16 protein-coding genes and 1 tRNA gene are annotated in these 24,525 nt (G+C 69.3%); 8 read left to right on the plus strand and 9 right to left on the minus strand.

What is annotated here, in order from left to right; genetic code table 11:
• Positions 1-16 precede the first annotated feature (16 nt).
• Positions 17-3,952 carry a phosphoribosylformylglycinamidine synthase gene (gene purL / locus RAN53_RS13460; protein ID WP_305797331.1) on the minus strand — a complete coding sequence of 1,312 codons (3,936 nt, stop codon included), beginning with the start codon at positions 3,950-3,952 and terminating at the stop codon, positions 17-19.
• Between the two features lie 155 nt (positions 3,953-4,107).
• On the opposite strand from purL, the gene mltF reads away from it, so the two are divergent.
• Entirely contained in the window at positions 4,108-5,544 is a 1,437-nt protein-coding gene (gene mltF / locus RAN53_RS13465) for a membrane-bound lytic murein transglycosylase MltF (RefSeq protein ID WP_305797453.1), read from the plus strand.
• Positions 5,545-5,547: 3 nt separating this feature from the next.
• On the opposite strand, the gene tadA is transcribed toward mltF, so the two are convergent.
• Positions 5,548-6,006 carry a tRNA adenosine(34) deaminase TadA gene (gene tadA / locus RAN53_RS13470; protein WP_305797332.1) on the minus strand — a complete coding sequence of 153 codons (459 nt, stop codon included), beginning with the start codon at positions 6,004-6,006 and terminating at the stop codon, positions 5,548-5,550.
• Between the two features lie 75 nt (positions 6,007-6,081).
• On the opposite strand from tadA, the gene RAN53_RS13475 reads away from it, so the two are divergent.
• The 5 genes from RAN53_RS13475 to RAN53_RS13495 all read left to right on the plus strand — a co-directional run bounded on the left by RAN53_RS13475 (position 6,082) and on the right by RAN53_RS13495 (position 12,180).
• Positions 6,082-6,903, plus strand: coding sequence for an acyl-CoA thioesterase (locus RAN53_RS13475; RefSeq protein ID WP_305797333.1), 822 nt, complete (start codon positions 6,082-6,084; stop codon positions 6,901-6,903).
• Positions 6,904-6,938: 35 nt separating this feature from the next.
• Positions 6,939-7,014 (plus strand) — tRNA-Thr (locus RAN53_RS13480).
• A 224-nt stretch (positions 7,015-7,238) separates the two neighbouring features.
• Positions 7,239-7,985, plus strand: coding sequence for a HipA family kinase (locus RAN53_RS13485; protein ID WP_305797334.1), 747 nt, complete (start codon positions 7,239-7,241; stop codon positions 7,983-7,985).
• Entirely contained in the window at positions 7,982-8,818 is an 837-nt protein-coding gene (locus tag RAN53_RS13490) for a DUF3037 domain-containing protein (RefSeq protein ID WP_305797335.1), read from the plus strand. The genes RAN53_RS13485 and RAN53_RS13490 overlap by 4 nt, the downstream gene beginning before the upstream one ends.
• A 191-nt stretch (positions 8,819-9,009) precedes the next feature.
• A complete protein-coding gene (locus RAN53_RS13495; protein WP_305797336.1) occupies positions 9,010-12,180 on the plus strand; it encodes an EAL domain-containing protein in 3,171 nt (1,056 codons plus the stop codon).
• Between the two features lie 3 nt (positions 12,181-12,183).
• Here RAN53_RS13495 and RAN53_RS13500 read toward each other — a convergent pair whose 3' ends face one another.
• The 3 genes from RAN53_RS13500 to RAN53_RS13510 all read right to left on the minus strand — a co-directional run bounded on the left by RAN53_RS13500 (position 12,184) and on the right by RAN53_RS13510 (position 14,786).
• Complete coding sequence (locus RAN53_RS13500; protein WP_305797337.1) at positions 12,184-12,936, minus strand: SDR family NAD(P)-dependent oxidoreductase; 753 nt, start codon at positions 12,934-12,936, stop codon at positions 12,184-12,186.
• A 114-nt stretch (positions 12,937-13,050) separates the two neighbouring features.
• On the minus strand, positions 13,051-14,331 hold the full coding sequence (locus RAN53_RS13505) for a Y-family DNA polymerase (protein ID WP_305797338.1): 1,281 nt from the start codon (positions 14,329-14,331) through the stop codon (positions 13,051-13,053).
• Complete coding sequence (locus tag RAN53_RS13510; RefSeq protein ID WP_305797339.1) at positions 14,328-14,786, minus strand: LexA family protein; 459 nt, start codon at positions 14,784-14,786, stop codon at positions 14,328-14,330. The genes RAN53_RS13505 and RAN53_RS13510 overlap by 4 nt, the downstream gene beginning before the upstream one ends.
• Before the next feature lie 146 nt (positions 14,787-14,932).
• Here RAN53_RS13510 and RAN53_RS13515 point away from each other — a divergent pair, with 146 nt between their 5' ends.
• On the plus strand, positions 14,933-16,897 hold the full coding sequence (locus RAN53_RS13515; RefSeq protein ID WP_305797340.1) for an acyl CoA:acetate/3-ketoacid CoA transferase: 1,965 nt from the start codon (positions 14,933-14,935) through the stop codon (positions 16,895-16,897).
• A 91-nt stretch (positions 16,898-16,988) separates the two neighbouring features.
• Here the strand turns inward: RAN53_RS13515 and RAN53_RS13520 are convergent, their stop codons facing one another.
• Positions 16,989-17,465, minus strand: a complete 477-nt coding sequence (locus RAN53_RS13520) for a hypothetical protein (RefSeq protein WP_305797341.1) — start codon at positions 17,463-17,465, stop codon at positions 16,989-16,991.
• 124 nt (positions 17,466-17,589) lie between these two features.
• Positions 17,590-20,640: an EAL domain-containing protein gene (locus RAN53_RS13525; RefSeq protein WP_305797342.1), complete on the minus strand. Its 3,051-nt coding sequence runs from the start codon at positions 20,638-20,640 to the stop codon at positions 17,590-17,592.
• A 120-nt stretch (positions 20,641-20,760) separates the two neighbouring features.
• Between RAN53_RS13525 and RAN53_RS13530 the strand changes: the two genes are divergently transcribed.
• Positions 20,761-22,041 carry an MgtC/SapB family protein gene (locus RAN53_RS13530; protein ID WP_305797343.1) on the plus strand — a complete coding sequence of 427 codons (1,281 nt, stop codon included), beginning with the start codon at positions 20,761-20,763 and terminating at the stop codon, positions 22,039-22,041.
• Between the two features lie 108 nt (positions 22,042-22,149).
• Here RAN53_RS13530 and RAN53_RS13535 read toward each other — a convergent pair whose 3' ends face one another.
• Both RAN53_RS13535 and RAN53_RS13540 read right to left on the minus strand, forming a co-directional pair.
• Entirely contained in the window at positions 22,150-23,157 is a 1,008-nt protein-coding gene (locus RAN53_RS13535; RefSeq protein WP_305797344.1) for a zinc-dependent alcohol dehydrogenase family protein, read from the minus strand.
• 75 nt (positions 23,158-23,232) lie between these two features.
• Positions 23,233-24,423, minus strand: a complete 1,191-nt coding sequence (locus tag RAN53_RS13540) for a M24 family metallopeptidase (RefSeq protein ID WP_305797345.1) — start codon at positions 24,421-24,423, stop codon at positions 23,233-23,235.
• Positions 24,424-24,525 lie beyond the last annotated feature (102 nt).

Here is a 24,525-nt window from a genome sequence, read left to right on the forward strand (position 1 = left end):
CTCAGCCCAGCCAGCCTTATTTCACCCAGGCCCTGGCATTGCGGAACAGCCGCTGCCAGGCACCGTCCTGCGTCCACTCCGCCGGGCGCCAGGAATTGGTCACCGCGCGCACCACCCGCTCCGGATGGGGCATCATGATGGTGACCCTGCCGTCGGGGGTGGTCAGGCCGGTGATCCCGGAGGGCGAGCCGTTGGGATTGGCCGGATAGCGGGTGGTGACCTGGCCGTAGTTGTCCACATAGCGCAGGGCCACCTCGCCGCTGCCCTGCATCCCGCGCAGGTGGGCGCTGTCGCGGAACTCGGCACGGCCCTCGCCGTGGGCCACGGCGATGGGCAGCCGCGAGCCCTGCATGCCGGCCAGCAGGATCGAGGGACTCTCCTCCACCTGGACCATGGCCACACGGGCCTCGAACTGCTCGGACTCGTTGCGCACGAAGCGCGGCCAGGCCTCGGCGCCGGGAATCAGTTCCTTGAGCTGGGAGAACATCTGGCAGCCATTGCACACCCCCAGCGAGAAGCTGTCGTCGCGCGCGAAGAAGGCCGCGAACTGCTCCCGGGCGCGGGCGTTGAACAGCACCGACTTGGCCCAGCCGCCACCGGCCCCCAGCACGTCGCCGTAGGAGAAACCGCCGCAGGCCACCAGCCCCTTGAACGCCTCGAGGTCGACACGCCCTGCGAGGATATCGCTCATGTGCACGTCCACCGCCTCGAAGCCGGCGCGGTCGAAGGCCCAGGCCATCTCCACCTGACCGTTGACGCCCTGCTCGCGCAGCACCGCCACCGCCGGGCGGGCCAGGTTCAGGTAGGGGGCGGCGATATCCTCATCGACATCGAAGGTCGGCGTGGCGGAGAGCCCCGGGTCGCGGTCGTCTAGCAGACCATCGAACTCGCTCTTGGCACACTCGGGGTTGTCGCGCAGCGCCTGCAGGCGATAGCTGGTCTCGGCCCAGGTGCGCTGGGCGCGCAGCCGGGTGGTCTCGAGCAGCGGCTCCTCGAAGAGGGTGACGCGCACCTGGTCGTCGTAGCGCGGCCGGGCGATGACCCCGCAGGTCTCGAGGCCGGCGGCGGCAAACTGGGCCAGCACCTCCTCGGTGTATTCGCGGTTCACCTGGATCACCGCGCCCAGTTCCTCGGCGAACAGCGCATTGAAGGCCTCCACCGGCTCATCCACCAGCCAGTCGAGCTTGATCTCGAGGCCGGCGTGGGCGGCGAAGGCCATCTCCAGCAGGGTCACCAGCAGGCCGCCGTCGCTGCGGTCGTGGTAGGCCAGCAGCTTGCCCTCGGCGTTGAGTCCCTGGATCACCGCGAAGAACGCCTTGAGGTCCTCAGGGTCATCCAGGTCCGGGGCCTCGTCGCCGACCTGGCCGTAGACCTGGGCCAGGGCCGAGCCGCCCAGGCGATTGCGGCCGCCGCCCAGGTCGATCAGGATCAGGTCGGACTCGTCCTGCTCCAGGTTGATCTGGGGCGTCAGGGTGCGCATGGCATCGGTGACCGGGGCGAAGCCGGTGATCACCAGGGAGAGCGGCGAGGTGACGCTCTTCTCCTCGACCTCACCCTTGGCATTCTCCGCCTGCCAGGCGGTGCGCATGGACATCGAGTCCTTGCCCACCGGCACGGCGATGCCAAGCTGAGGGCAGAGCTCCATGCCCACGGCGTGGACGGCGTCGTACAGCGCCTGGTTCTCGCCGGGGTGGTCCGCCGCACTCATCCAGTTGGCGGAGAGCTTGATGTCGGAGAGCTTGTCGATGGGCGCCGCCGCCAGGTTGGTGATCGCCTCGGCCACCGCCAGGCGAGCGCTGGCGGCCGGGTCGATCAGCGCCACCGGCGGACGCTCGCCCATGGCCATGGCCTCGCCGGCGTGGGTGTCGAAGCTGGCCGTGGTCACCGCCACGTCGGCCACCGGCACCTGCCAGGGGCCGACCATCTGGTCGCGGGCCACCTGGCCGGTGATGGAACGGTCGCCGATGGTGATCAGGAAGCTCTTGGAGGCCACGGTGGGCAGGCGCAGCACCCGGTCCATGGCCTCGCGCAGGTCGAGGTTATCGAGCATCACCGCCGACATCTCGTTGGCCTGGCGCTGGAAGTCGCGGGTCATCTTCGGCGGCTTGCCGAACAGCACGCTCATCGGCAGGTCGACGGGCTGGCTCTCGAAGTGGCCGTCACGCACCGCCAGGTGGTGGGCATCAATGGCCTCGCCGACCACCGCGTAGGGGCAGCGCTCCCGGGCGCATAGCGCATCGAAGGTCTCGAGATCCTCGGGCGCCACCGCCAGCACATAGCGCTCCTGGGCCTCGTTGCACCAGATCTCCAGCGGGCTCATGCCCGGCTCGGCGTTGGGCACCGCGCGCAGGTCGAACCGGCCGCCGCGCTCGCCATCCTTGACCAGCTCCGGCAGCGCGTTGGAGAGGCCGCCGGCGCCCACATCGTGGATAAAGCGGATCGGGTTGGCCTCGCCCAGGGCCCAGCAGCGGTCGATCACCTCCTGGGCGCGGCGCTCGATCTCGGGGTTGCCGCGCTGCACCGAGGCGAAATCCAGGTCGGCGCTGGAGGCGCCGGAGGCCATGGAGGAGGCCGCACCACCCCCCAGGCCGATCAGCATGGCGGGGCCACCCATCACGATGAGCTTGCCACCCACCGGAATCTCGCCCTTCTGCACGTGGCCGTCGCGGACGTTGCCGTAGCCGCCGGCGATCATGATCGGCTTGTGGAAGCCGCGGCGCTCGATGCCATTGGCGCCCAGCGCCTCCTGCTCGTAGGTACGGAAGTAGCCGGTGAGGTTGGGCCGGCCGAATTCATTGTTGAAGGCCGCGCCGCCGATGGGGCCCTCGAGCATGATCGAAAGCGCCGAGACGATGCGCTCGGGCTTGCCGTAGTCGAAGGCCTCCCAGGGCTGCACGAACTCGGGGATGCGCAGGTTGGAGACGGTGAAGCCGCTGAGTCCCGCCTTGGGCTTGCCGCCGATCCCGGTGGCGCCCTCGTCGCGGATCTCGCCGCCGGCGCCGGTGGCCGCCCCCGGGTGCGGCGCGATGGCCGTCGGGTGGTTGTGGGTCTCCACCTTCATCAGGATCTGGATCGGCTCCCGGGCACTGCCATAGACGGCGCGCTCGCCGTCCTTGCCGGTGAGCGATGCCGGGAAGAAGCGCGGCGCCTCGCTGCCGCGGATCACCGCCGCGTTGTCGCTGTAGGCGGAGAGGATGTCGTCCGGCGAGGCCTGATAGGTGTTCTTGATCATCTTGAACAGCGAGTGGCTCTGGGCCTCGCCGTCGATGACCCAGTCGGCGTTGAAGATCTTGTGGCGACAGTGCTCGGAGTTGGCCTGGGCGAACATCATCAGCTCGACGTCCGTGGGATTGCGCCCCAGGTCGCGGAAGGCGTCGACCAGGTAGTCGATCTCGTCATCCGCCAGGGCCAGGCCCAGCTCGGCGTTGGCGGTGACCAGCGCCTCGCGCCCCCCTGCGAGAAGGTCGACACTGCCCAGCGGCGCCGGCTCGTGATGGGCGAACAGCTTCGCCGCGTCGCTTGAGTCGGTGAGCACCGTCTCGGTCATGCGGTCGTGGAGGGCGGCGATGATCCGCGCGAAGGCCTTCTCGGAGAGCATGCCCTTGAGCCTGACCCGGTAGGCGATGCCACGCTCGATGCGCCGCACCTGGGACAGCCCGCAGTTGTGGGCGATATCGGTGGCCTTGGAGGACCAGGGCGACTGGGTGCCGATACGCGGCACCACCAGGAACAGCTGGCCCTCGCGGACATCCTCGTCCCGGGGCTCGACCCCGTAGTCGAGCAGCTGCTCCAGCACGGCCAGGGCCTCGCCGGACAGCTCGCCCGCGTGGTCGACGAAGTGCACGTACTCCGCCGTCAGCGAGGCGACGTCACCCACGCCGTCGCGCAGGGCGGCCAGCAGCTTGGCATGACGGAAGGCGGAGAGGGCGGGGGCGCCGCGCAGTTCGAGCATATCCAGGAGCCTCTGAGAGTCTTCACGATCGGGAGCCGCGGCCTGCGGCAACGAGCGCACATGATACTGGAAAGCGCAGGTAGCGAGAAATCCAGCACATGACAGCCACGGCCGGGCTGGGTATCGTGGAGGGCCTCATCGCAGCCCGTCACCGCATGATCCAGACTCCGAACGCTTCCCCGAGGCGTGGTGCTCTCGCCCTGCTGGCGACCCTCGCCCTGTGCCTGGTCCCCGAACTCCCGCGCTCCGGCGAGCGGGGCCAGCTCGAGACGATCCTCGCCCGGGAGCTGCTCAGCGTGCACACCCGCAACACCCCCACCACCTACTACGAGGGGCGTGAGGGCCCCACCGGCTTCGAGTATGAACTGGTGCGCCGCTTCGCCGGACAGCTGGGGGTCAGCCTGACCATCCAAGCCGATCACCATATCGCCAGTGCCCTCGCCGCGGTTCGCCAGGAGGGCGACATGGCCGCCGCGTCGCTGCCCCTGGAGCCCGACCTGCCGGGTGTGGTCTTCAGTCGACCGATCATCGAGCTGCAGCCGGTGGTGGTCTATCGCCGTGGCCTGCCCCCCGTGGAGGCCACCGACGACCTGCCGGGCCTTTCCATCGGCACCATCGGCGGCGCCGGCACCGGACGGGTATTGAGCGAGCTTCAGGCCGACTATCCGGAACTGCGTTGGGCGGCTTCCGCCGAGGTGGAGGTCGCCGAGCTGCTCGGCCAGGTGGAGGACGGTGAACTCGACGCGGCGGTGCTCTTCGATCACCAGTTCCGCCTCAACCGGCTGTTCTTCCCCGGCGTGGAGCGCGGCTTCCTGCTCGGCGACCCCCTCTCCATGGCCTGGGCCTTCCCCGCCGAACGCAGCCTGGCGCTGGTCGAGGCCGCCAATCGCTTCATCTCCGAACTGCACGACGCCGGCGAGCTCGACGCCCTGGTGGCTCGCTACTTCGGCCACGACGACTACCTGGAGTATGTCGGGACGCGCACCTTCCTCGACCACGTCGAAGAGCGCCTCCCCGACTACACCGAGCTGTTCCGAGAGGCCGCCCGAGCGTCGGACTTCGACTGGAAGCTGCTGGCCGCGGTGGGCTACCAGGAGTCGCACTGGGACCCCCTGGCCACCTCCCCCACCGGGGTGCGGGGGCTGATGATGCTGACCAACGCCACCGCCGGCGACCTGGGCGTCGCCGACCGCCTCGACCCGGCCCAGAGCATCCATGGCGGCGCCCGCTACCTGCGCCAGCTGCACGAGCGCCTGCCCGAGTCGATCCAGGGCGACGACCGCCTCTACATGGCCATGGCGGCCTACAACGTCGGTCTCGGCCACCTCTACGATGCGCGCCGGATCACCGAGCAGCGCGGGGATGATCCGGACCGCTGGGCCGACGTGCGTGAATCACTGCCGCTGCTGCAGGAGCGCGAATGGCACAGCCAGACCCGCCACGGCTATGCCCGGGGCGGCGAGCCGGTGATCTATGTGCGCAACATCCGCCGCTATCACGAGATACTCAGCTACGTCGACCGCAGCCGGCGTGAATTCCCGCGGCTCAATGCCCGGGCCGAGGAAGCCGAGCCCGCGCGCCTGCCGCGCTGAGGCTCACGCCTGGCGACGCGCGGCGAAGAACTCCCGGAGCAGGCGCGACGCACGCGCTGCCAGCACCCCGCCCTGCACCGCCACATGGTGGTTGTACCAGGGCTGGGCGAAGAGGTTGGCCTTCGACTCCACCATGCCGCTGCGGGGCTCGGCGGCGCCATAGACCAGCCTGGCCAGCCGGGCGTGGATGATCGCCCCGGTGCACATCAGGCAGGGCTCCAGGGTCACGTAGAGGGTGCAGTCATCGAGACGGTAGTTGCCGAGCCGCGCACCGGCATCGCGCAGGGCCCGGATCTCGGCGTGGGCGCTGGGATCATGGCCGGCCACCGGGGCGTTGTAGCCCACGCCGATGATCTCGCCGGCGGCATCGACCACTACCGCCCCCACCGGCACTTCGCCGGCGGCAAGCCCCAGGCGGGCCTGATCCAGGGCCCGATGCATGTAGAATTCATCGCTGCGCACCGCCGTCGACTCCGTGTAGACTGGCTTGAAACAACCGTATGAATGGTGGCCATGGCCGCCGCCCAGGAGAGCCCCATGCCCGATGCCCTGAACGACCTGGTGAACCTGCTGGCCCTCGAGCCCCTCGAGGAGACCCTGTTCCGCGGCACCAGCCAGGACCTCGGCCTGCCGCAGCTGTTCGGCGGCCAGGTGCTGGGCCAGGCGCTCTCAGCGGCCAGCCAGACCGTCCCCGTAGAGCGCCGCGCCCATTCGCTGCACGGCTACTTCCTGCGTCCGGGCGACCCCCACCGCCCGGTAGTCTATCAGGTGGACACCATTCGCGACGGCGGCAGCTTCACCACCCGCCGGGTCACCGCCATCCAGAAGGGGCGGCCGATCTTCTTCTGCAGCGCCTCCTTCCACGGCGAGGAGGAGGGCCTCGCCCACCAGACCGCGATGCCGGGGGTGTCGTCACCGGAGCGCCTGATCGCGGATGGCGCCCGGCTGGCGCGCTTCGATAACCACCCCATCGAGTTCCTGCGCGACGGCGAGGAGTGTGACACCGGCCAGCCGGCCCGCAAGCGCGTCTGGTTCCGCCTGGTCGGCGAGCTACCCGATGACCCCGCAACGCACCGCAGCCTGCTGGCCTACAGCTCCGACTTCAACCTGCTGACCACCGCCCTGGTCCCCCATGGCATCGAGTTCCGCGACCCCAAGCTGCAGATCGCCAGCCTCGACCATGCCCTGTGGCTCCACCACGACGTGCGCGTCGACGAGTGGCTGCTCTACGACATGGACAGCCCCTGGAGCGGCGGCTCTCGTGGCTTCGCTCGCGGCAGCATCTACGACCGCCACGGCCGCCTGGTGGCCTCCACCGCTCAGGAGGGGCTGACCCGGCTGCGCGACGGCGAGGGCTAGCCGCGGCGCCCCGCCGGCGCTACCATGCCTGCCAGGCCGCAATAGCTCAGTTGGTAGAGCAACGCACTCGTAATGCGTAGGTCAGCGGTTCGACTCCGCTTTGCGGCACCAGAGACTATTTAGTATCAATAACTTATATATACAACTACCCCGCCTCCCCACACCGGATTTCCATAGGTGACAAATAGGTGACACTCGGCAGGGTGATCGCCACCGCGATGGGCGAATTCACCCGCGAGATTACGAAGGGGTCCAAGATCAAGCCTGATCCCGCCCACACGCACATAGCCGGCCGGGTGTTCTGATGGAAGTGTTTGACTGAGAAGGAACTCGTAATGCCTTGCCCACGCACCGTGGAAGCCGCCGAGATCTCCCACCGTTCATCTCAGGGCACGCTCAAGCCTTTCTTCGTGCGTGATGCCCAGGGTGATATGTATGTGGTCAAGGGCGTGGATGGTGCAGGCAGACAAGCCCTCATTGCCGAGCTGCTTTGCGCGGAGCTTGGGCGGCGCTGTGGTTTGCCAGTCGCCGACTATGCGCTGATGAGATTTCCTGAAGGCATGCTGGAGTTCAGTACACTCGAAGGCGCCAGCGACTTGTCGGGCGGGCTCGCCTTCGCGTCCAAAGTAATCCCGTACTGCCGAGAGCTGACTTTCGACCAAGTGAAGGAGGTGTCCACCGAGCTGCAGATGCGTGTGCTACTGTTCGATATATGGGTCAGCAACGAAGATCGTTATCTGACCGAGCAGAGTGGTAATGTGAACCTATTGGTCGACGAAGCTGGTGACCTGGTCGTGATCGATCACAACCTGGCTTTCGACCCTCTCATTGGCATCGGTGATTTCGATCTGCACGTCTTCTGTGGCCAGCGCCAGGCACTCCGCGACTTGGAGGTGCAGGCTCGACTCTCGAGCGCATTTGACACCGCACTGGCCGACTGGGATAGCATCGTCGATCTTTTGCCAGACGAATGGGTCTATTGGGACCCGGAAGACGATTCAACCGAGGTGACCCCTACGCTAGCTGATCGTCACGCCCGGCTGCAGCGGCTGCATGAGCCGACCTTCTGGAGAGACATATGAGCACCATCATCTGCAACTATGCGGTGCTGCGCTTCCAGCCTTACCCAGAGACAGGTGAGTTTGCCAACCTGGGCATCGTCATGCTCTGTAACGATGGCCAGTTCCTGCAGCGATGCGAGACACGACAGCGACAGCGCATCACCCACTTCTTCGACAAGCTGCCCACCGAAGTCTTCACTCGCGCCCGCCGAGAGTTCCTGGAGGAGCTTCGCCGAGTGGTTAAGTTGGCCAATGCTCATGCAGAAGATGCCACCATGCAGCGCCGTATGTTCCAGCACCTGGTCGCGCCGCGGGAGACCATGTTCCGGTTCAGCCAGCCCGGCACTGTCGCCACGGAGGATCCGCGCCAGGCACTGGAGGAGCTGTTCATGCGTTACGTGCACCACGACTTCAGTCAGCACGAGAACCTTGAAACCCGCATGACCAGCCGTGTTGCTCAATGGTTGCGCGGGTTCACGGACCGGCAGTATAACGAAATCACCCTGGGCAACGACCTGCTCCAGGTGAGATTCCCCTTGGTCTGGCAGGTGGCTGGCAGGCCTCGCCAGGCGGTGAAGCCCATCAGCTTCGACCTGGAAGAGACGAGCAGGATCATCGAGAAGGGTGATAAGTGGCTAATGCGCATGAAGCGGCTCGAAGCTAGCGGGCAAGCGCCGCTCGACACAGTGTTTGTCAGCCATGAGCCCTCTGAAACCCAAGGCCCGAGGCGACGCGCCTACCAGGAAGTGACCCGCGAACTGACCGAGAACGGCCTACTGCGCATCGTCCCGGATGCCTTGGGTAAACATGGCGTCACCCAAGCCATTGCTGCCAAGCCCACCACGATGCACTAAGGCTTCTGCTAGGCTACCAACCCGCCCCCGTGGCGGGTTTTTCGTGTCTGCCCTCCCATTCACAACAAGAGCGCCCTGGACATCCAGGCCTCGCATCTGCGGCCCCGAAGCGCCCCGTCCCCGGCGACGCCGCTCGGCCGAGCCGGTATGCTGCTCCTGACGGACCGACGCGCAGGAGTCACTCCATCGGCATGGCACGCCCCTTCCCCCTTCGTTTCCCCGGCTGGCTCTGGCTGATCGCCCTGGTCGGGGTGATGCTGTCGCTGGCCACCGCACAGCAGGCGCGCCGTGATGCCGAGGTCGAGGCGATGCAGCGGCTCGCCTTCAGCGCCGACCAGGTCACCCTGCGTATCGAGGAGCGCCTGGCCGCCTATGCGCTGATCCTGCGCGGCGCCTCCACGCTGTTCGACGCCTCGGAGACGGTGGACCGTGGCGAGTGGCGCACCTTCGTCGAGGGCCTGCAGGCCTCGGCGCTACTGGACAATATCGAGGGGCTCGGCTTCGCCCGCCATGTGCCCGCCGAGCGGCTCCCCGCCCATATGGCAGCGGTGCGCGCCGAGGGTCGGGGCGACTACGCCATCACCCCTGCCGGTGAACGCGAGGCCTATGGTCCGGTGCACTTCATCGAGCCCTTCAGCGGCCGCAACCGGCACGCCCTGGGCTACGACATGTTCGCCGACCCCACGCGGCGCGCCGCCATGGCGCGGGCCCGGGACACCGGCCAGGCGGCCCTGAGCGGGCGGGTCGCGCTGGTCACCGAGGCGGGCGAGCCGCAGCCGGCCACCCTCATGTACCTGCCCGTCTATCACCGCGAGATGCCCCGGACGAGCATCGCCGCACGGCGGCAAGCCCTGCTCGGCTGGGTCTATATGCCCTACCGCATGTATGACCTGATGGCCGGCATCCTCGGTGGTCATGACTGGAGCGACGGCCAGCCGCTGACGCTGAGCATCCACCAGAGCCAGGGCGACGCCCGGGGAGCGCTGCTCTACGCGAGCGACCCCGAGCCCGCCCCCGCTTCGCCCTTTCAGCAGGTCCGACACATCGATATTGCCGGCCAGACCTGGCGGCTGACCTTCCGCCACCGTGCGCCCGGCGCCGCGGTCGACCTCACCGCCGCCGGGTGGCGCCTGGCCGGCGGCCTGGCCCTCACCTTCCTGCTCTGCGCCCTGATCGCCTCGCTGCAGGGCACCCGGGCCCGCGCCCTGGCCATGACCCAGGCACTGACCCAGACCATTCGCCAGCGCGAGGCCCAGTTGGAGCGGGCCGTCGACCGCCTGAGGACCATCGCCGCGCGCATCCCCGGCGTGGTCTATGAATTCCGCCTCGAGCCCGGCGGGCATTCGCACTTCCCCTACGCCAGCGACGGCATGCGACATGTCTATGGCGTGTCGCCGGAGCAGGTGCAGGATGACGCCACCGTGGTGTTCGCTGCCATCCACCCCGACGACCGCGACGCCGTGGTGGCCTCCATCGCCCTCTCCGGCGAGACCCTGACCCCCTGGCGCCAGGAGTACCGGGTGCGCCTCCCGGATGGCAGGCTGCAGTGGGTATTCGGCGATGCCCTGCCCCACGCCGAGGCCGACGGCGCCATCACCTGGTACGGCGTGATCACCAACATCACCGAACGCAAGCAGGCGGAGCTCGCCCTGCACGCCGCGCACCTCGAGAGCCGGCGCTTCCGCGAGGCCCTCGACCACGTCGGCTCCTACATCTACATGAAGGATCGGGAGTGTCGCTATACCTATGCCAACCGCGCCACCCTCGAGCTGTTCGGCTGCGACGCCGAGTCGTTGGTCGGCAGCGAGGACCCCCTCTTCTTCAGCACCGACACCGCGGCCAGGCTCAACGCACTGGATCGCCGCGCGCTGGCCGGCGAGTCGACTACCGAGGAGGTGGTCACCCGCGACGCCGAGGGCAATCGGCGCGTCTTCCTGGAGATCAAGACGCCGATCCGCGACGGCGAGGAGATCATCGGCCTGCTGGGCATCTCCAGCGATATCACCCTGATCAAGGAGCACGAGCGTCAGCTGGAGTACCTGGCCCACTACGACGCCCTCACCGGGCTGCCCAACCGAGTGCTGCTCGCCGACCGTCTGGGCCAGGCCATGGCCCACGAGCAGCGCCTCGACCGCTCCCTGGCCGTGATCTACCTGGACCTCGATGGCTTCAAGTCGATCAATGACCGCTTCGGCCACGCCGCCGGAGACCACCTGCTGGTGACCCTGGCGAAACGACTGCGTGAGGCGGTGCGCGAAGGGGATACCCTGTCGCGCCTGGGCGGCGATGAGTTCGTCGCCGTGCTGATCGACCTCGCCGACATCCAGCTCGCCACCCCCCTGCTGCGCCGCCTGCTCGAGGCCGCCGCCCAGCCGGTGTGGTATGAAGGCCAGCGTCTCGAGGTCAGTGCCAGCCTGGGGGTGACCTTCTATCCCCAGGCGGAGAGCGTCGAGGCCGACCAGTTGCTGCGCCAGGCCGACCAGGCCATGTACCAGGCCAAGCTCGCCGGCAAGGGGCGCTACCACCTGTTCGACCCGGAGCATGACCGATCGGTGCGCAGCCACCACGAAAGCCTGGAGCGCCTGCAGCAAGCCCTGGAGAAGGAGGAGTTCGTGCTCCACTACCAGCCCAAGGTCAACATGCGCTCGGGCGAGGTGATCGGCGCCGAGGCGCTGATCCGCTGGGCCCATCCCGAGCGCGGCCTGCTCGCCCCGGGCCAGTTCCTGCCCATCATCGAGGAGCACGCCCTCACCGAGGCGCTGGGGGAGTGGGTGATTCGCCGCGCCCTGAGCCAGGTCGCCGCCTGGCGACGCGAGGGCCTGGCGTTGCCGGTCAGCGTCAACATGGCGGCCCGCCACCTGCGCCAGCGCGAGCTTCCCGCGCGACTGGCGGCGTTGCTCGCCGAACAGCCGAGCCTGCCCGCCGGCAGCCTGGAGCTGGAGATCCTCGAGACCAGTGCCCTGGGCGACCTGGCGCTGATCAGCGAGCTGCTGGAGGCGTGCCGGCGCCTCGGCGTGCAGGTCTCGCTGGATGACTTCGGCACCGGCTACTCGTCGCTGACCTATCTCAAGCGGCTGCCGGCGGGCACGGTCAAGATCGACCAGAGCTTCGTGTGTGACATCCTCGACGCCCCCGAAGACATCAAGATTCTCACCGGTGTACTGGGGCTGGCCGAGGCCTTCGAGCGCCAGGTGATCGCCGAAGGCGTGGAGACCCTGGACCACGGCCAGCTGCTGCTGAGCCTGGGCTGCGAGCTGGGCCAGGGCTACGGCATCGCCCGCCCCATGCCGGCGGCGGAGATCCCCGGCTGGTGCGTCAGCTGGCGCCCCCCCGCCGCCTGGACCGGCCAGGCGGCGGAGTGAGGGTCAGGACTTGCCGGCGGTGAAGCCGCCGTCGACCATCAGGGTGGTGCCGGTGACGAAGCTCGCCTCGTCGCTGGCCAGGAACAGGAAGCCGTTGGCGACCTCCTCGGGGCGGCCCAGGCGCGCCATCGGGTGCAGCGATATCAGCCCTTGCAGCAGCTCGTCGTCCAGCGCCTGGAGCAGCGGGGTATCGATGTAGCCCGGCCCGATGGCGTTGACCCGAACCCCCTTGGGTGCCGCCTCGATGCCCAGGGTGCGGGTCAAGTTGACCACCCCGCCCTTGGCCGCAGTGTAGGCGGCGGTCTGCGATTGGCCCATCATGCCGAGGATCGAGGCGCAGTTGACGATGCTGCCGCTGCCCTGGCGATACATCACCCGCAGCGCCGCCCGCGCCACGCGAAAGACCCCGTTGAGGTTGATGTCGATGATGCGCAGGTATTCGTCGTCGCTCACCTCGTCGGAGGGGGTAACACCACCGATGCCGGCATTGTTGAACACCGCATCCACGCTGCCGAGCTCGGCCACGGTCTCCGCGAACAGGCGGTCGACCTGGGCGGTATCGGTGACGTCACACGCCTTGAACAGACAGCGGCCGGCATGCCGGCCATCCAGCTCCGCCGCCCGGGCCGCGCCCTCGCCCCCCTCGAGGTCGGCGATCACCGCGCTGGCTCCCTCCTCCAGGCAGCGCTCCACGCTGGCCAGGCCGATGCCGCTGGCGCCGCCGGTGACAATGACGTTCTTGCCCTTCATTCGCATGCGCTCTTCTCCTGTCGATGATTCGCCAGCACGACACCCGGCCGCACCGTGAAGCCACCAGTGTAGCCAAGTAGGAGCGCGAAGCGCGGTACCATTGCTTGACGCTTCTGTTAATTATCGTCCCGTCTTGACCCGCATCAACTCATCCCAGCGGGTGGTGTAGCGCGGCGTGCGGCGCTCGCAGCGCAGCCTCCAGGCGTTGTCGCGCCGTGGCAGGCCGAAGCGCACCGTGTCGCGCCCCATCTCGCGGTTGAGCCGGTCCAGGGTCGCCATCAGCCGCTGGCTGCGCGCGCGACGCGCATCGTCCTCGGGCGTCTCGAGCAGCGAGGCCTGGCGCCGCTCGGCATCCACCAGATCGAGCAGCATCACCCCACACTTCTGGTAGCGGTAGCCCTCCAGATAGATCGCCGCCAGGGCGCGGCTCGCCGCCGCCAGCAGCTCGCGGCTGTCGGCGCTGGGTGACGGCAGCGCCACCACTGCGGCGTTGCGGTACTGGGGCTCGCCGGCCAGGAAGGGGTTGGTGCGCACGAACACCTGCACGGCCTGGGCCAGGCTGTCCTGGCGGCGCAGCTTCTCGCCGGCGCGGGCACAGTGCTGGCGCATCGCCGCGGCGAGTTCGGCGTACTCGCCGGTGAGCCGCCCGAAGGAGCGCGACACCAGCAGCCGCCGGCGCGGCTCGCTCATGTCATCGAGGGCGATGGCCGGCCGCCCGCGCAGCTCCCAGACCATGCGCTCCATCACCACCGAGAAGCGGCTGCGCACCCAGCATGGATCGGCCTGGCGCAGCTGCCAGGCGGTCTCGATGCCCATCAGCGCCAGCCGCTCGGCGCTGCGTCGCGCCACGCCCCACAGGTCATCCACCGGACAGGCCTCGAGCACCCGGCGAGTGGCCTCACCCTCGGCATCGAGGCGGCACACCCCCTCGAAGGCGGGCTCGCCCTTGGCCAGGCGGTTGGCCAGCTTGGCCAGGGTGCGGGTGGGCGCCAGCCCCACGCCCACGGGGATGCCGGTCCAGCGACCGACGGTGTCGCGCAGCTCCCGGCAGCGCGGCTCGAGCTCGCCATCGGCAACGCCGGCGAAGCCCACGAAGCTCTCGTCGATGGAGTAGGGCTCTACGTCGGGTGAAAACTCCGCCAGCACCTGGTTGACCCGCCGCGACATGTCGCCGTAGAGGGCGTAGTTGCTGGAGAGCAGCACCGCCTGGCGGCGCACGGCCGGCGGCAGCAGGTGCAGCGGCGCGCCCATGGCCACGCCCAGCGCCTTGAGCTCGTGGGAGCGCGCCACCACGCAGCCGTCGTTATTGGAGAGCACGCCCACCGCTCGCCCCTCCAGGCGCGGATCGAAGACCCGCTCGCAGCTGACATAGAAGCTGTTGCCGTCGACCAGGGCGATCACCGCTCGCCTCCCGGCAGCGCATGCAGCACATGGGTCACCACGCCCCACACGTGGCACTCGCGCCCGGCCAGGGGGATCGGCGCGAAGCGCGGGTTGCTGGCCACCAGCCACACCTCGCCGCCGCGCCGCGCCAGGCGCTTGATGGTGGGTTCCCCCTCCAGGGCGATCACCACCACCCGGCCGGGCAGCGGCTCCAGGCTGCGGTCCACCACCAGCAGGTCGCCGTCGTGGATGCCGTCGCCGAGCATGGAGTCGCCCTCGGCGCGCACGAAGTAGGTCGCCGCCGGGCGCTTCACCACGTGCTCGTGGAGGTTGATCTCCCCCTCGAGGTGATCGTCGGCCGGGCTGGGAAAACCCGCCCGCACCCGGCACCCCATCAGCGGCTGGGCCGCCTCGCCGGGGAGCGGCACGGCGCGGCCGATTACCCGGGCAGTAGTGGTCAGCGGCGACATCATGGGCCTCTCCCTTGAACACTGTAAATATGAACAGTATTCGACACTTCTCCCCTGCCTGGCAAGCCCTGCCGGCCACCGGGACGCGTGCTACCGTGAAGGGGCCACCACAAGAAACAATCACAAGCACCCTCACCAGGACGCCCGCCATGCCGCACCCTCTGCTCTCCCGCCAGCCCTTCACCGCGAAGGGCAAGGTGGTCTCCGCCCGCGAGGCCGTGAACCTGATCCGTGACGGCGATGCCCTGGCGACCGGCGGCTTCGTCGGCATCGGCTTCGCCGAGGGGCTCGCCGTGGCCCTCGAGGAGCGCTTCCTGGAGACCGGCGAGCCCCGCGACCTGACCCTGATGTATGCCGCCGGCCAGGGCGACGGCAAGGAACGCGGGCTCAACCATCTGGGCCACGAGGGGCTGGTGGCGAAGGTGATCGGGGGCCACTGGGGGCTGGTGCCCGCACTGCAGAAGCTCGCCATCGAGGGGCGCATCCAGGCCTGGAACCTGCCCCAGGGGGTGATCTCGCACCTCTTCCGCGACATCGCCGCCGGCAAGCCGGGCACCCTCACCCGCGTCGGCCTGGGCACCTTCGTCGACCCGCGCCTGGGTGGCGGCCGGATCAACGACGTCACCCACGAGGAGCGCGTCTCGCTGCTGCCCATCGACGGCCAGGAGTACCTCTTCTATCGGGCCCTGCCGCTGCAGGTGGCGCTGCTGCGCGGCACCACCGCCGACACCCTGGGCAACGTCAGCATGGAACGCGAGGCCCTGACCCTGGAGGCGCTGGCCATCGCCACGGCGGTGCGCAACTCCGGGGGCGTGGTGATCGTGCAGGTGGAGCGCCTCGCCGAGCACGGCACCCTGCACCCCAAGGACGTCAAGATCCCCGGCATCCTGGTCGACTGCGTGGTGGTCTGCGAGGATCCCGCGCACCACTGGCAGACCTTCCGCACCGCCTACAACCCGGCCTTCTCCGGTGAGATCCGCGCGCCCATGGCGAGCCCCGAGCCGCTGCCGCTCTCGGCCCGCAAGATCATCGCCCGGCGCGCGGCCTTCGAGCTCAGGCCCAACAGCGTGGTCAACCTGGGGATCGGCATGCCCGAGGGCGTGGGCGCGGTGGCAAGCGAGGAGCGCCTGCTCGAGCACCTGACCCTGACCGCCGAGCCCGGGGTGATCGGCGGGCTGCCGGCCGGCGGGCTCGACTTCGGCGCGGCGCTGAACACCCAGGCGATCATCGACCAGCCGGCGCAGTTCGACTTCTACGACGGCGGCGGCCTCGACATCGCCTTCCTGGGCATGGCCCAGGTGGATGGCGCGGGCCACGTCAACGTCTCGCGCTTCGGCCCCCGGCTGGCCGGCGCCGGCGGCTTCATCAACATCAGCCAGAACGCCCGCAAGGTGGTGTTCATGGGCACCTTCGTGGCCACCAAGGAGACGCTTGCCATCGTCGACGGACGGCTCGAGTCGCCCCCGGTCGGCCAGGGCAAGTTCGTCGCCGAGGTGGAACACCGCACCTTCAGCGGGACCCTGGCCGCCGCGGACGGCAAGCCGGTCTGCTATGTCACCGAACGGGCGGTGTTCGAGCTCACCCCGCAGGGCCTCGTCCTCACCGAGATCGCCCCGGGGGTCGACCTGGAGCGCGACGTCCTGGCGCTGATGGCCTTCACCCCGCGGATGCCCGCGCCACCCCGGCTGATGGACGCGCGGATCTTCCGCGAGGCGCCCATGGGGCTCGCCGAGGAGCTGCTCGACCGGCCCCTGGCGCAGCGCTTCAGCCTCGACGAGGAGGCAGGCATCCTCTTCATCAACTTCGAGCACCTGCGCGTCGCCTCCCCGGAGGACATCGACGCCATCGAACAGGAGGTCGAGCATCGCCTCGTCCCGCTGGGCCGCCGGGTCCAGGCCATCGTCAACTACGACCACTGCCGCATCGACGACGCCCTGCTCGCCCCCTACACCGAGATGGTGCGCGGCCTCGAGCAGCGCTTCTACACCCGGGTGACCCGCTACACCACCAGTGGCTTCATGCGCCGCAAGCTCGGCCACGCCCTGGAGGCGCGCGCCGTCCCGCCGCACATCTACGAGAGCGCCGAGGAGGCCCGCCAGCACCTGAAGGGGTGACGGGCCCGAGCCAGAACGAAGGAGGCGGCCCCGTGGGGCCGCCTCGCGCGTGGTCAGGAAGGGGACGCTGGCGTCAGAAGCGCACGTCGACTCAGCCGCGTCCCCCACCGCCGCCCTGGTTCATCATCCGGCCACCGCCGCCCTGGCCACCACCCTGGCCGCGCCGCTGATGCAGGATCTGCTGACGCATCTGCCGGCGGTGTTCCTGGCGTAAGCGCTGGCGCTCGGCATCGGAGCCAGCACCCTGCATGCGCTGGTGGTAATCGCGGCGCTGCTGCTGGTTCATCATCGGGAAACCGTAGATGCCGTCGGGGTCGAAGCCGCGCTCTCCGGCGCGCTGGCGCATGAAGCGCTGGTGCTCGGCCTGGATGCGCTGACGCTCCTCCAGGGTGCGGGCCTCGCGCATCTGCTGCTGGAACTGGTCGCGCTCCTGCTGGCTGAGGATCGGGCCGCCATAGAGTCGCTCCTCGTCGGCGACGTTCTGGGCCTGGGCGAGGCCGATCGACAGGCCCAGAAGGGCAACGGGCAGCAGGCGCAGATAGCGCCGGATAAGGCGTGGGGTAGCCATGGTCATCGTGTCCTCTCTCGCATCCGCCAAGGGTGAGTGCCTCTCTTGCTATAGGACGGAAGCGCCGACCTGGCCAGCGCAACGCCCCCCCGCTGCGGACAGATTCGAACCACGTTGACTCATATCAAGCGATACGCGACAGAGGAATCTGCTCAAGCGGCAGCGGGCGGCTGAACAGGTAACCCTGGAAGGCCTGGCAGCCATGGGCGATCAGCCAGTCGCGCTGCCCCTCGGTCTCGACCCCCTCGGCGATCACCTCCAGTTCCAGGCTACGTGCCAGGGCGATGATGCTGGCCACGATGGCCGCCGAGGTCTCGTCGCCGAGCAGGTCGCGCACGAAGCTCTGGTCGATCTTGAGCTGGTCCAGGGGCAGGCGCTTGAGGTAGGCCAGCGACGAGTAGCCGGTGCCGAAGTCGTCCAGGGAGAAGCGCACGCCGCGCTCGCGCAGGCGCAGCATCTTGGCCCGCGCCTGGTCGCGCTCCTCCAGGAACAGGCTCTCGGTGACCTCCAGCTTGAGGCGCTCGGCCGGCGCCCGGGTGGCGTCGAGGATGGCCACCACCCGCTCGACGAAATCGGCCTCGCGGAACTGGCGCGGGCTCACGTTCACCGCCAGCGTCAGGTGGCGCCTGGCGGGGTCGGCGGCCCAGGCGGCCAACTGCCGGCAAGCGCTCTCCAGCACCCAGGCGCCGATGGCCACGATCAGGCGGTTCTCCTCGGCCAGGGGGATGAACTCCCCGGGCGAGACGATTCCCCGCCGGGGGTGCTGCCAGCGCAGCAGGGCCTCGACGCCGAGGATCTCGCCCGAGGCCGTGACCTGGGGCTGGTAGTGGAGGTGGAACTCCTCCCGCGGCAGCGCCTGACGCAGGTCCGCCTCCAGGCGAGCCCGTGCCTGCAGGCGGACCTGCATCTCGGGGTCGAAGAAGCTCAGCGTGTTGCGCCCCGCCCCCTTGGCCTGGAACAGCGCCATGTCGGCCTGCTGGAGTACCTCGTCGAGGCTGGTCTCGTGGTCGCGGCACAGGGTGATGCCCAGGCTGCCGGTCACCGTCAGGCGTTCACCGCCCAGCAACACGGGGGCCTGCAGGGCCGACAGCAGCTTGTGCGCCACCCGCTCGGCGATCACCGCCACCGCCTCGGGACGCTCGCCAAGATCATGGAGCAGCAGCGCGAACTCGTCGCCACCCAGGCGGGCCAGGGTATCGGTGTCGCGGACCACCGCACCCAGCCGCCTGGCCACCGAACGCAGCAGCTGGTCCCCGCTGTGGTGGCCCAGGGTGTCGTTGACCTGCTTGAAGTTGTCGAGATCCAGGAACATCAGCGCACCGAAGCGACCGTTGCGGTAGCTGTCACGCAGCACCCCCTCCAGGCGGTCCATGAGCAGGCGACGGTTGGGCAGCCCGGTCAGGGAGTCGAAGAACGCCAGCTGGTGGATCTCCTGCTCGGCCGCCTTGCGCTCGGTGAGGTCGCTGAAGGTGGCCACGTAGTGGGTCAGCTCGACCTCGGCATTGCGCACCGCGCTGATGGTCAGCCACTCGGGGAACACCTCGCCGTTGCGCCGACGGTTCCAGATCTCGCCCTGCCAGCTGCCGTGGCGCGCAACGCTGTCCCACAGCCCCGCATAGAAGGCGTCATCATGCAGCCCGGAGCTGAGCAGCCGCGGATTCCTGCCCAGCACCTCCTCCTCGGCGTAGCCGGTGATGCGAGTGAAGGTGTCGTTGACGCGCAGGATGGCGCCCTCGGCATCGGTGATCAGCATCCCCAGGTGGGTCTCGAAGGCGGTGGCGGCGATCCGTAGCTGCGCCTCGGTGGCACGCTCCTCGGTGACATCGCGCACCACCGCCAGGGCGCCGCCGGTGTCCGGTCCGCCGGTGCCCAGGGTGCTCAGCACCGAACGAAAGTGCCGCCCTTCGCCGTGGATCTCCAACCGGTAGTCGACCTCCACCGGCCCGCCACCCTCGCGCAGCTCCGCGAAGGCCGCGGTGAGCTGGTCGGCGAGCGTTCCCGGCAGCGCCTCGCGATAGTGGCGCCCGATGAGCTCGCGCGAGTCGAGCAGCAGCTCGCCGGGGTCGGGCGCATGCACGAAGACGAAGCGACCCGTGCCGTCGAACACGAAGATCATGTCCTGGATCGAGCCCACCAGCGCCTGCAGCCGCGCCTCGCGGGACTGGCTCTCGTGGCGCGCCTGCTCCCGCTCGGCGACGCGCTGGCGTACCTCGGCCTCCAGCCGCAGCCGGTTGAGGTAGTGACGCAGCACCAGGCCACCCAGGCCGATCACCGTGGCGGCGATCACCAGGCGCAGCCATAGCCGGTGCATCCAGCCCGTGAGCACCGTCGACACCTCCTCGCCGATCACCGCCACGAAGGGCAGCTCGCCGACGCGACGCATGGTGTAATAGCGCTCCTCGCCGTCCAGGGGCGAGGCGGTACGAAAGCTGTCCCGCTGCAGCCCGCTATCGATGAAGGCGCGGGTCAGGGGCTCCGAGATCTGCTCGCCCAGCACCTCGAGGGGATCCTCGCCACCGAAGACGGGACGCCGGGCGATCAGCTGCATCTGGGTGTCGATGATGGCGGTGCTCTGCCCCGCCGCCATGCCCAGGCGATCCAGGGCGCGGGAGAAGGCGGAGAGCTCGAGCTCGGCGCTGACGATGCCCCCACCGGCCAGGCGCTGGGCGTGCACCACCCGAAACTCCTCGACGAAGTGGGACCAGAACAGCGGCGTGACCAGCCGTTCACCCACAGGCGCCTGCAGCAGGTCGCGGTGGTAGGGCAGCCCGCCCAGGGCATAGCCCGGCGGGTAGGTGTCGCTGGAGGAGACCAGGACTCGCCCCTGGCTATCCAGCACGCTGATCTTGTCGAGGAAGGGGAATTCGTCGCCCAGGGCGGTCAGCCAGCCCCCCAGCTCGGCGGGGGCCTCGTCCTCGATCCGTGCCGCCACGCTGGCCAGCAGTACCTCGCTGGCGGAGAAGGTGCTGGTCACCCACTCCGCCACCAGGTCGGCCCGGGCCGCGGTGCGCTCCTCGGCGGCCCGGGTATCACGACGATACTGTTCGAGCATCAGGGTACCGATCACCACCAGCATCAACAGCACGCTACCCACATAGACGGCGATGGCACGGCGCCTGTCGCGGTGAATATCGAGCTCAGCATCGGGTAGCACAAGGTCCGGAGAGTGCGGCATGCTGGTGGCGATCCCTGCTGGGTGGGTGAGTCCTGCCCTTGGTGTAGATAGTGTAAACACTTATGCAGTGTTGTGCCGGTGGAAGCACCGTTACCCATCGCCCGTCGGAGCATCCCGCCCATGGAAGAGGTCACCCGCCATTTCCTCGACGCCAACCAGCCGCTGATCCGCCTGGCGGTGGCCCTGCTGCTGGGCGCGCTGATCGGCATCGAGCGCGGCTGGGTGGCCCGTGAGCAGAAGTCCGGCGAGCGCATCGCCGGCATCCGCACCCACGCCCTGGTGGGGCTGCTCGGTGGCATCGCCGCCCTGCTCTCCACCACGCTGAGCGCCTGGGCCTTCCCGCTGGTGTTCCTGTCGGTGGCCGGCATCGCCCTGGTGGCCTGGCGGGCACGGCTGGACGAGGCCGAGGACTACAGCATCACCGGCCTGGTGGGACTGCTGCTGACCTTCTGCTTCGGCGCCGTGGCGGTGGAGGTGGACCCGGCACTGGCCACCGCCTGCGCCGTGGCCACCGCGGTGATCCTCGACAACAAGCGCGAGATCCACGGCCTGCTCTACAAGCTGCAGGCCCACGAGCTCGACGCCGGCCTCAAGCTGCTGGTGATCAGTGCGGTGATGCTGCCGCTGCTGCCGGACCGTGCCATGGGCCCCGGCGGCGCGCTCAACCCCTACGAGATCTGGTGGATGGTGGTGCTGATCGCCGCGGTCTCCTTCGTCGGCTACTTCGCCATTCGCGTGGGCGGCGCCGAGAAGGGCATCCTCTTCACCGGGCTGTTCGCCGGGCTCAGCTCCTCCACCGCCCTGACCCTGCACTTCGCACGCCAGTCGCGACTCGCCCCGGGGCTCTCACCGATGCTGGCCGCCGGCATCCTGATCGCCTGCGGCACCATGTTCCCGCGCATCCTGCTCTACGCCGCGGTGATCAGCCCCGGCCTGATCCCGGCCCTGCTGCTGCCGATCACCCTGATGGGCCTCACCCTCTACTTGCCGGCGCTGTACCTGTGGCGCCACCACCGCGGCGACGGTGCGATCCACCAGCCGGTGGCAGGGCAGAATCCGCTGGAGCTGCGCACGGCGCTGTTCTTCGGTGCCCTGCTGGCGGCGATCATGCTGCTGGGTGAGTGGCTGCGCGGATGGCTGGGCGACGCCGGCATCTACCTGCTGGCCACCACCTCGGGGATCGCCGACGTCGACGCCATCACCCTGTCGCTGACCCGCATGTCGCTGGATACCATCGCCCCGGATACCGCGGTGCTGGGGATCATCCTCGCCGCGGCCACCAACAACCTGGTCAAGGCGGGCCTGGCCGGCGCCTTCGGCACGCGCCGCACCGCCTGGCGGGTAGGCGTGCCGATGCTCGCCTCCCTGGCCATCGGCCTGGCGGCCGCCTGGCTGGCCTGACAGCCACTCGCCTCCCCGCTGGGCAGGGTGGCCTCAGCGAGGGCCTCGGCCAGCCACAGGGCATCCGGGGCCTCGCCCTCCGGGGCGTCTGGGGCAGCGGGATGTCGGCTACCAGGTCAGGCAGATCTTGCCGAAGTGGCGGCCGGACTCCTGGTGGCGGAAGGCATCGGCGATCGACTCCAGCGGGAACTCGCGGTCGATCACCGGGCGCAGTTCGCTGGCGTCGAGGGCGCGGATCATCTCCCGCTGGTGGCGGCGGCTGCCGACGATCAGCCCCTGCAGCCTGGCCTGCTTGGCCATCAGCTTGGCGGTAGGGATCTCCCCCTCGCGACCGGTCAGGATGCCGATCAGGGCGATATGCCCACCGATGCGCACCGCCTCGATGGACTGCGGCAGGGTGCCGGGGCCGCCCACCTCGACCACATGGTCGACGCCCGCGCCACCGGTCAGCGATTTCACCGTGCGCCCCCACTCCGGGTCCTCGCGATAGTTGATGGTGTGCTCGGCGCCCATCTCGCGCAGCCGCGCCAGTTTCTCGTCGGACGACGAGGTGGCGATCACCCGCGCGCCCATCAGGCGAGCAAACTGCAGGGCGAAGATCGACACCCCGCCGGTGCCCAGCACCAGCACCGTATCGCCGGCCTTGAGGCCGCCGTCCACCACCAGGGCGCGCCAGGCGGTGAGCCCGGCGGTGGTCAGGGTGGCCGACTCGGCGTGGGACCAGCCCGCCGGCTGGTGGGTGAAGGCACTGGCCGGCGACACCACCCGCTCCCGGGCGTAGCCCTGCACGCCATCGCCGGGGGTGGTGGCGAAGTTGCCCAGCCGCGCCGGGCCCTCCTGCCAGGGCGGGAAGAAGGTGGAGAGCACGGCGTCGCCCGCCGCGAACTCATCGACGCCCTCGCCCACCGCCTCGACCACGCCGGCGCCGTCGGACATGGGGATGCGGCCGTCATCCACGGGGATCATCCCGGCCACCACGGCGTAGTCATGGAAATTCAGCGAGCTGGCGTGCAGGCGCACGCGGATCTCGCCGGGGCCGGGCTCGCCCGGCGCCTCATGGTCACCAAGCTGCAGGTTATCGAGCCCACCCGGGCTCTTCAGGGTCACGACCTTCATGTTCGCTCCTCGTTGCTGGAATCGATGGCAAGCCTCGGCAGCCTGACACAGGGGTGCGGGCGATGCCCGCCAAGATCAACCCGCGAGCTCGTGCAGCCGCCAGTCGTTATCGGTGAGCGCCTCGCCGCCCCGCGGGGTGACGCGCACGGTGTCGCTCAGGCCGATGCCCCACTGCCCCGGCAACCGCAGGCAGAGCGGCAGGTGGAAGACCATGTCCTCGGCGAACTCGCGGGTCTGGCCCCGGGCGATGTAGCCGGTGCCCTCGACCCAGCTGGGCGGGAACTGGGCCCCCACCGCATAGCCGAACACCCCCGAGAAGAACACGCTCTCGACATGGGGCGCCAGCACCGCCTCGGCGGCCCGGGCGGCATCATCGAAGCGGTTACCGGGGCGCATCGCGGCGGTCAGTGCCTCGAACATCTCGCGGCACACATCGCGCAGCGCCTGCATCTCCGGCGTGGCCCGGCCGGCCACGGCGGTGCGCATCATCGGCGCGGTATAACGCTGGAAGGCGGCGCCGAACTCCAGAAATACCGGGTCGCCCGCCTCGATCACGCGGCGCTTGTGGTTGACGTGGATGATGCTGATGCGCCGGGCGCTGGTGACGATGGGTTGCAGGCTCATGAACTCGCTGCCCGCCGCCAGCAGCGCCCGGCTGCCTTCCGCGGCGACGTCGTTGTCGGTGACACCCGGCGCGATCACCGCCTCGGCGGCGGCGAGGCCGGCCGCGGTGATCCGCGCGCTCTCGCGCAGGCAGTCGAGCTCCGCCGGCGTCTTGACGATGCGGATGGCATCGACCAACGCCCCGCCGTTATCGCGAAAGCGCTCGGCCCCCAGCCGCGCCTGCAACTCGCGAATGACACCGAAGCGCAGCCCGGCCCCGAAGAGGTCCAGGCCGATGGCGCGGTATGGCGAGAGGATCTCGGCCAGCGGCGCGATCACCTCCTCGATGCCCTCCCAGCGGTAGCCCAGGATCTCATCCACCACGGCGGTGACCACCGCGGGGCCGGTCTCGATGGAGGGCACCTGCAACACCCGCCGCTCGACGCTGACCACCAGGGCGGTGTGCACCGACACCTCGAAGGTGTGATAGCCGGTGAGGTAGAAGATATCCGCCGGGTCGGTGAGCAGCAGGGCATCGAGGCCGGCGGCCTGCATGGCGGCGTGCACCCGAGCCAGGCGGGCGGTGAACTCCGCGCGGGGGAACGGCAGCTCGCTGCCGCCCAGGGCGCCGGCCAGAGCGTGACGATAGGCGTGATGGTCCATGGGGCCTCCGGAGCCGGATGGTGACTCCCGGAGTGTAGTCATGACGGGGGTCATGCAGGACGGAAAATAGCCCTGTTCCCGCCCCCTTGGGTTTCGTAGAAT

The sequence above is a fragment of the Halomonas sp. SSL-5 genome (assembly GCF_030708455.1).
Taxonomy (GTDB): Bacteria; Pseudomonadota; Gammaproteobacteria; order Pseudomonadales; family Halomonadaceae; genus Halomonas.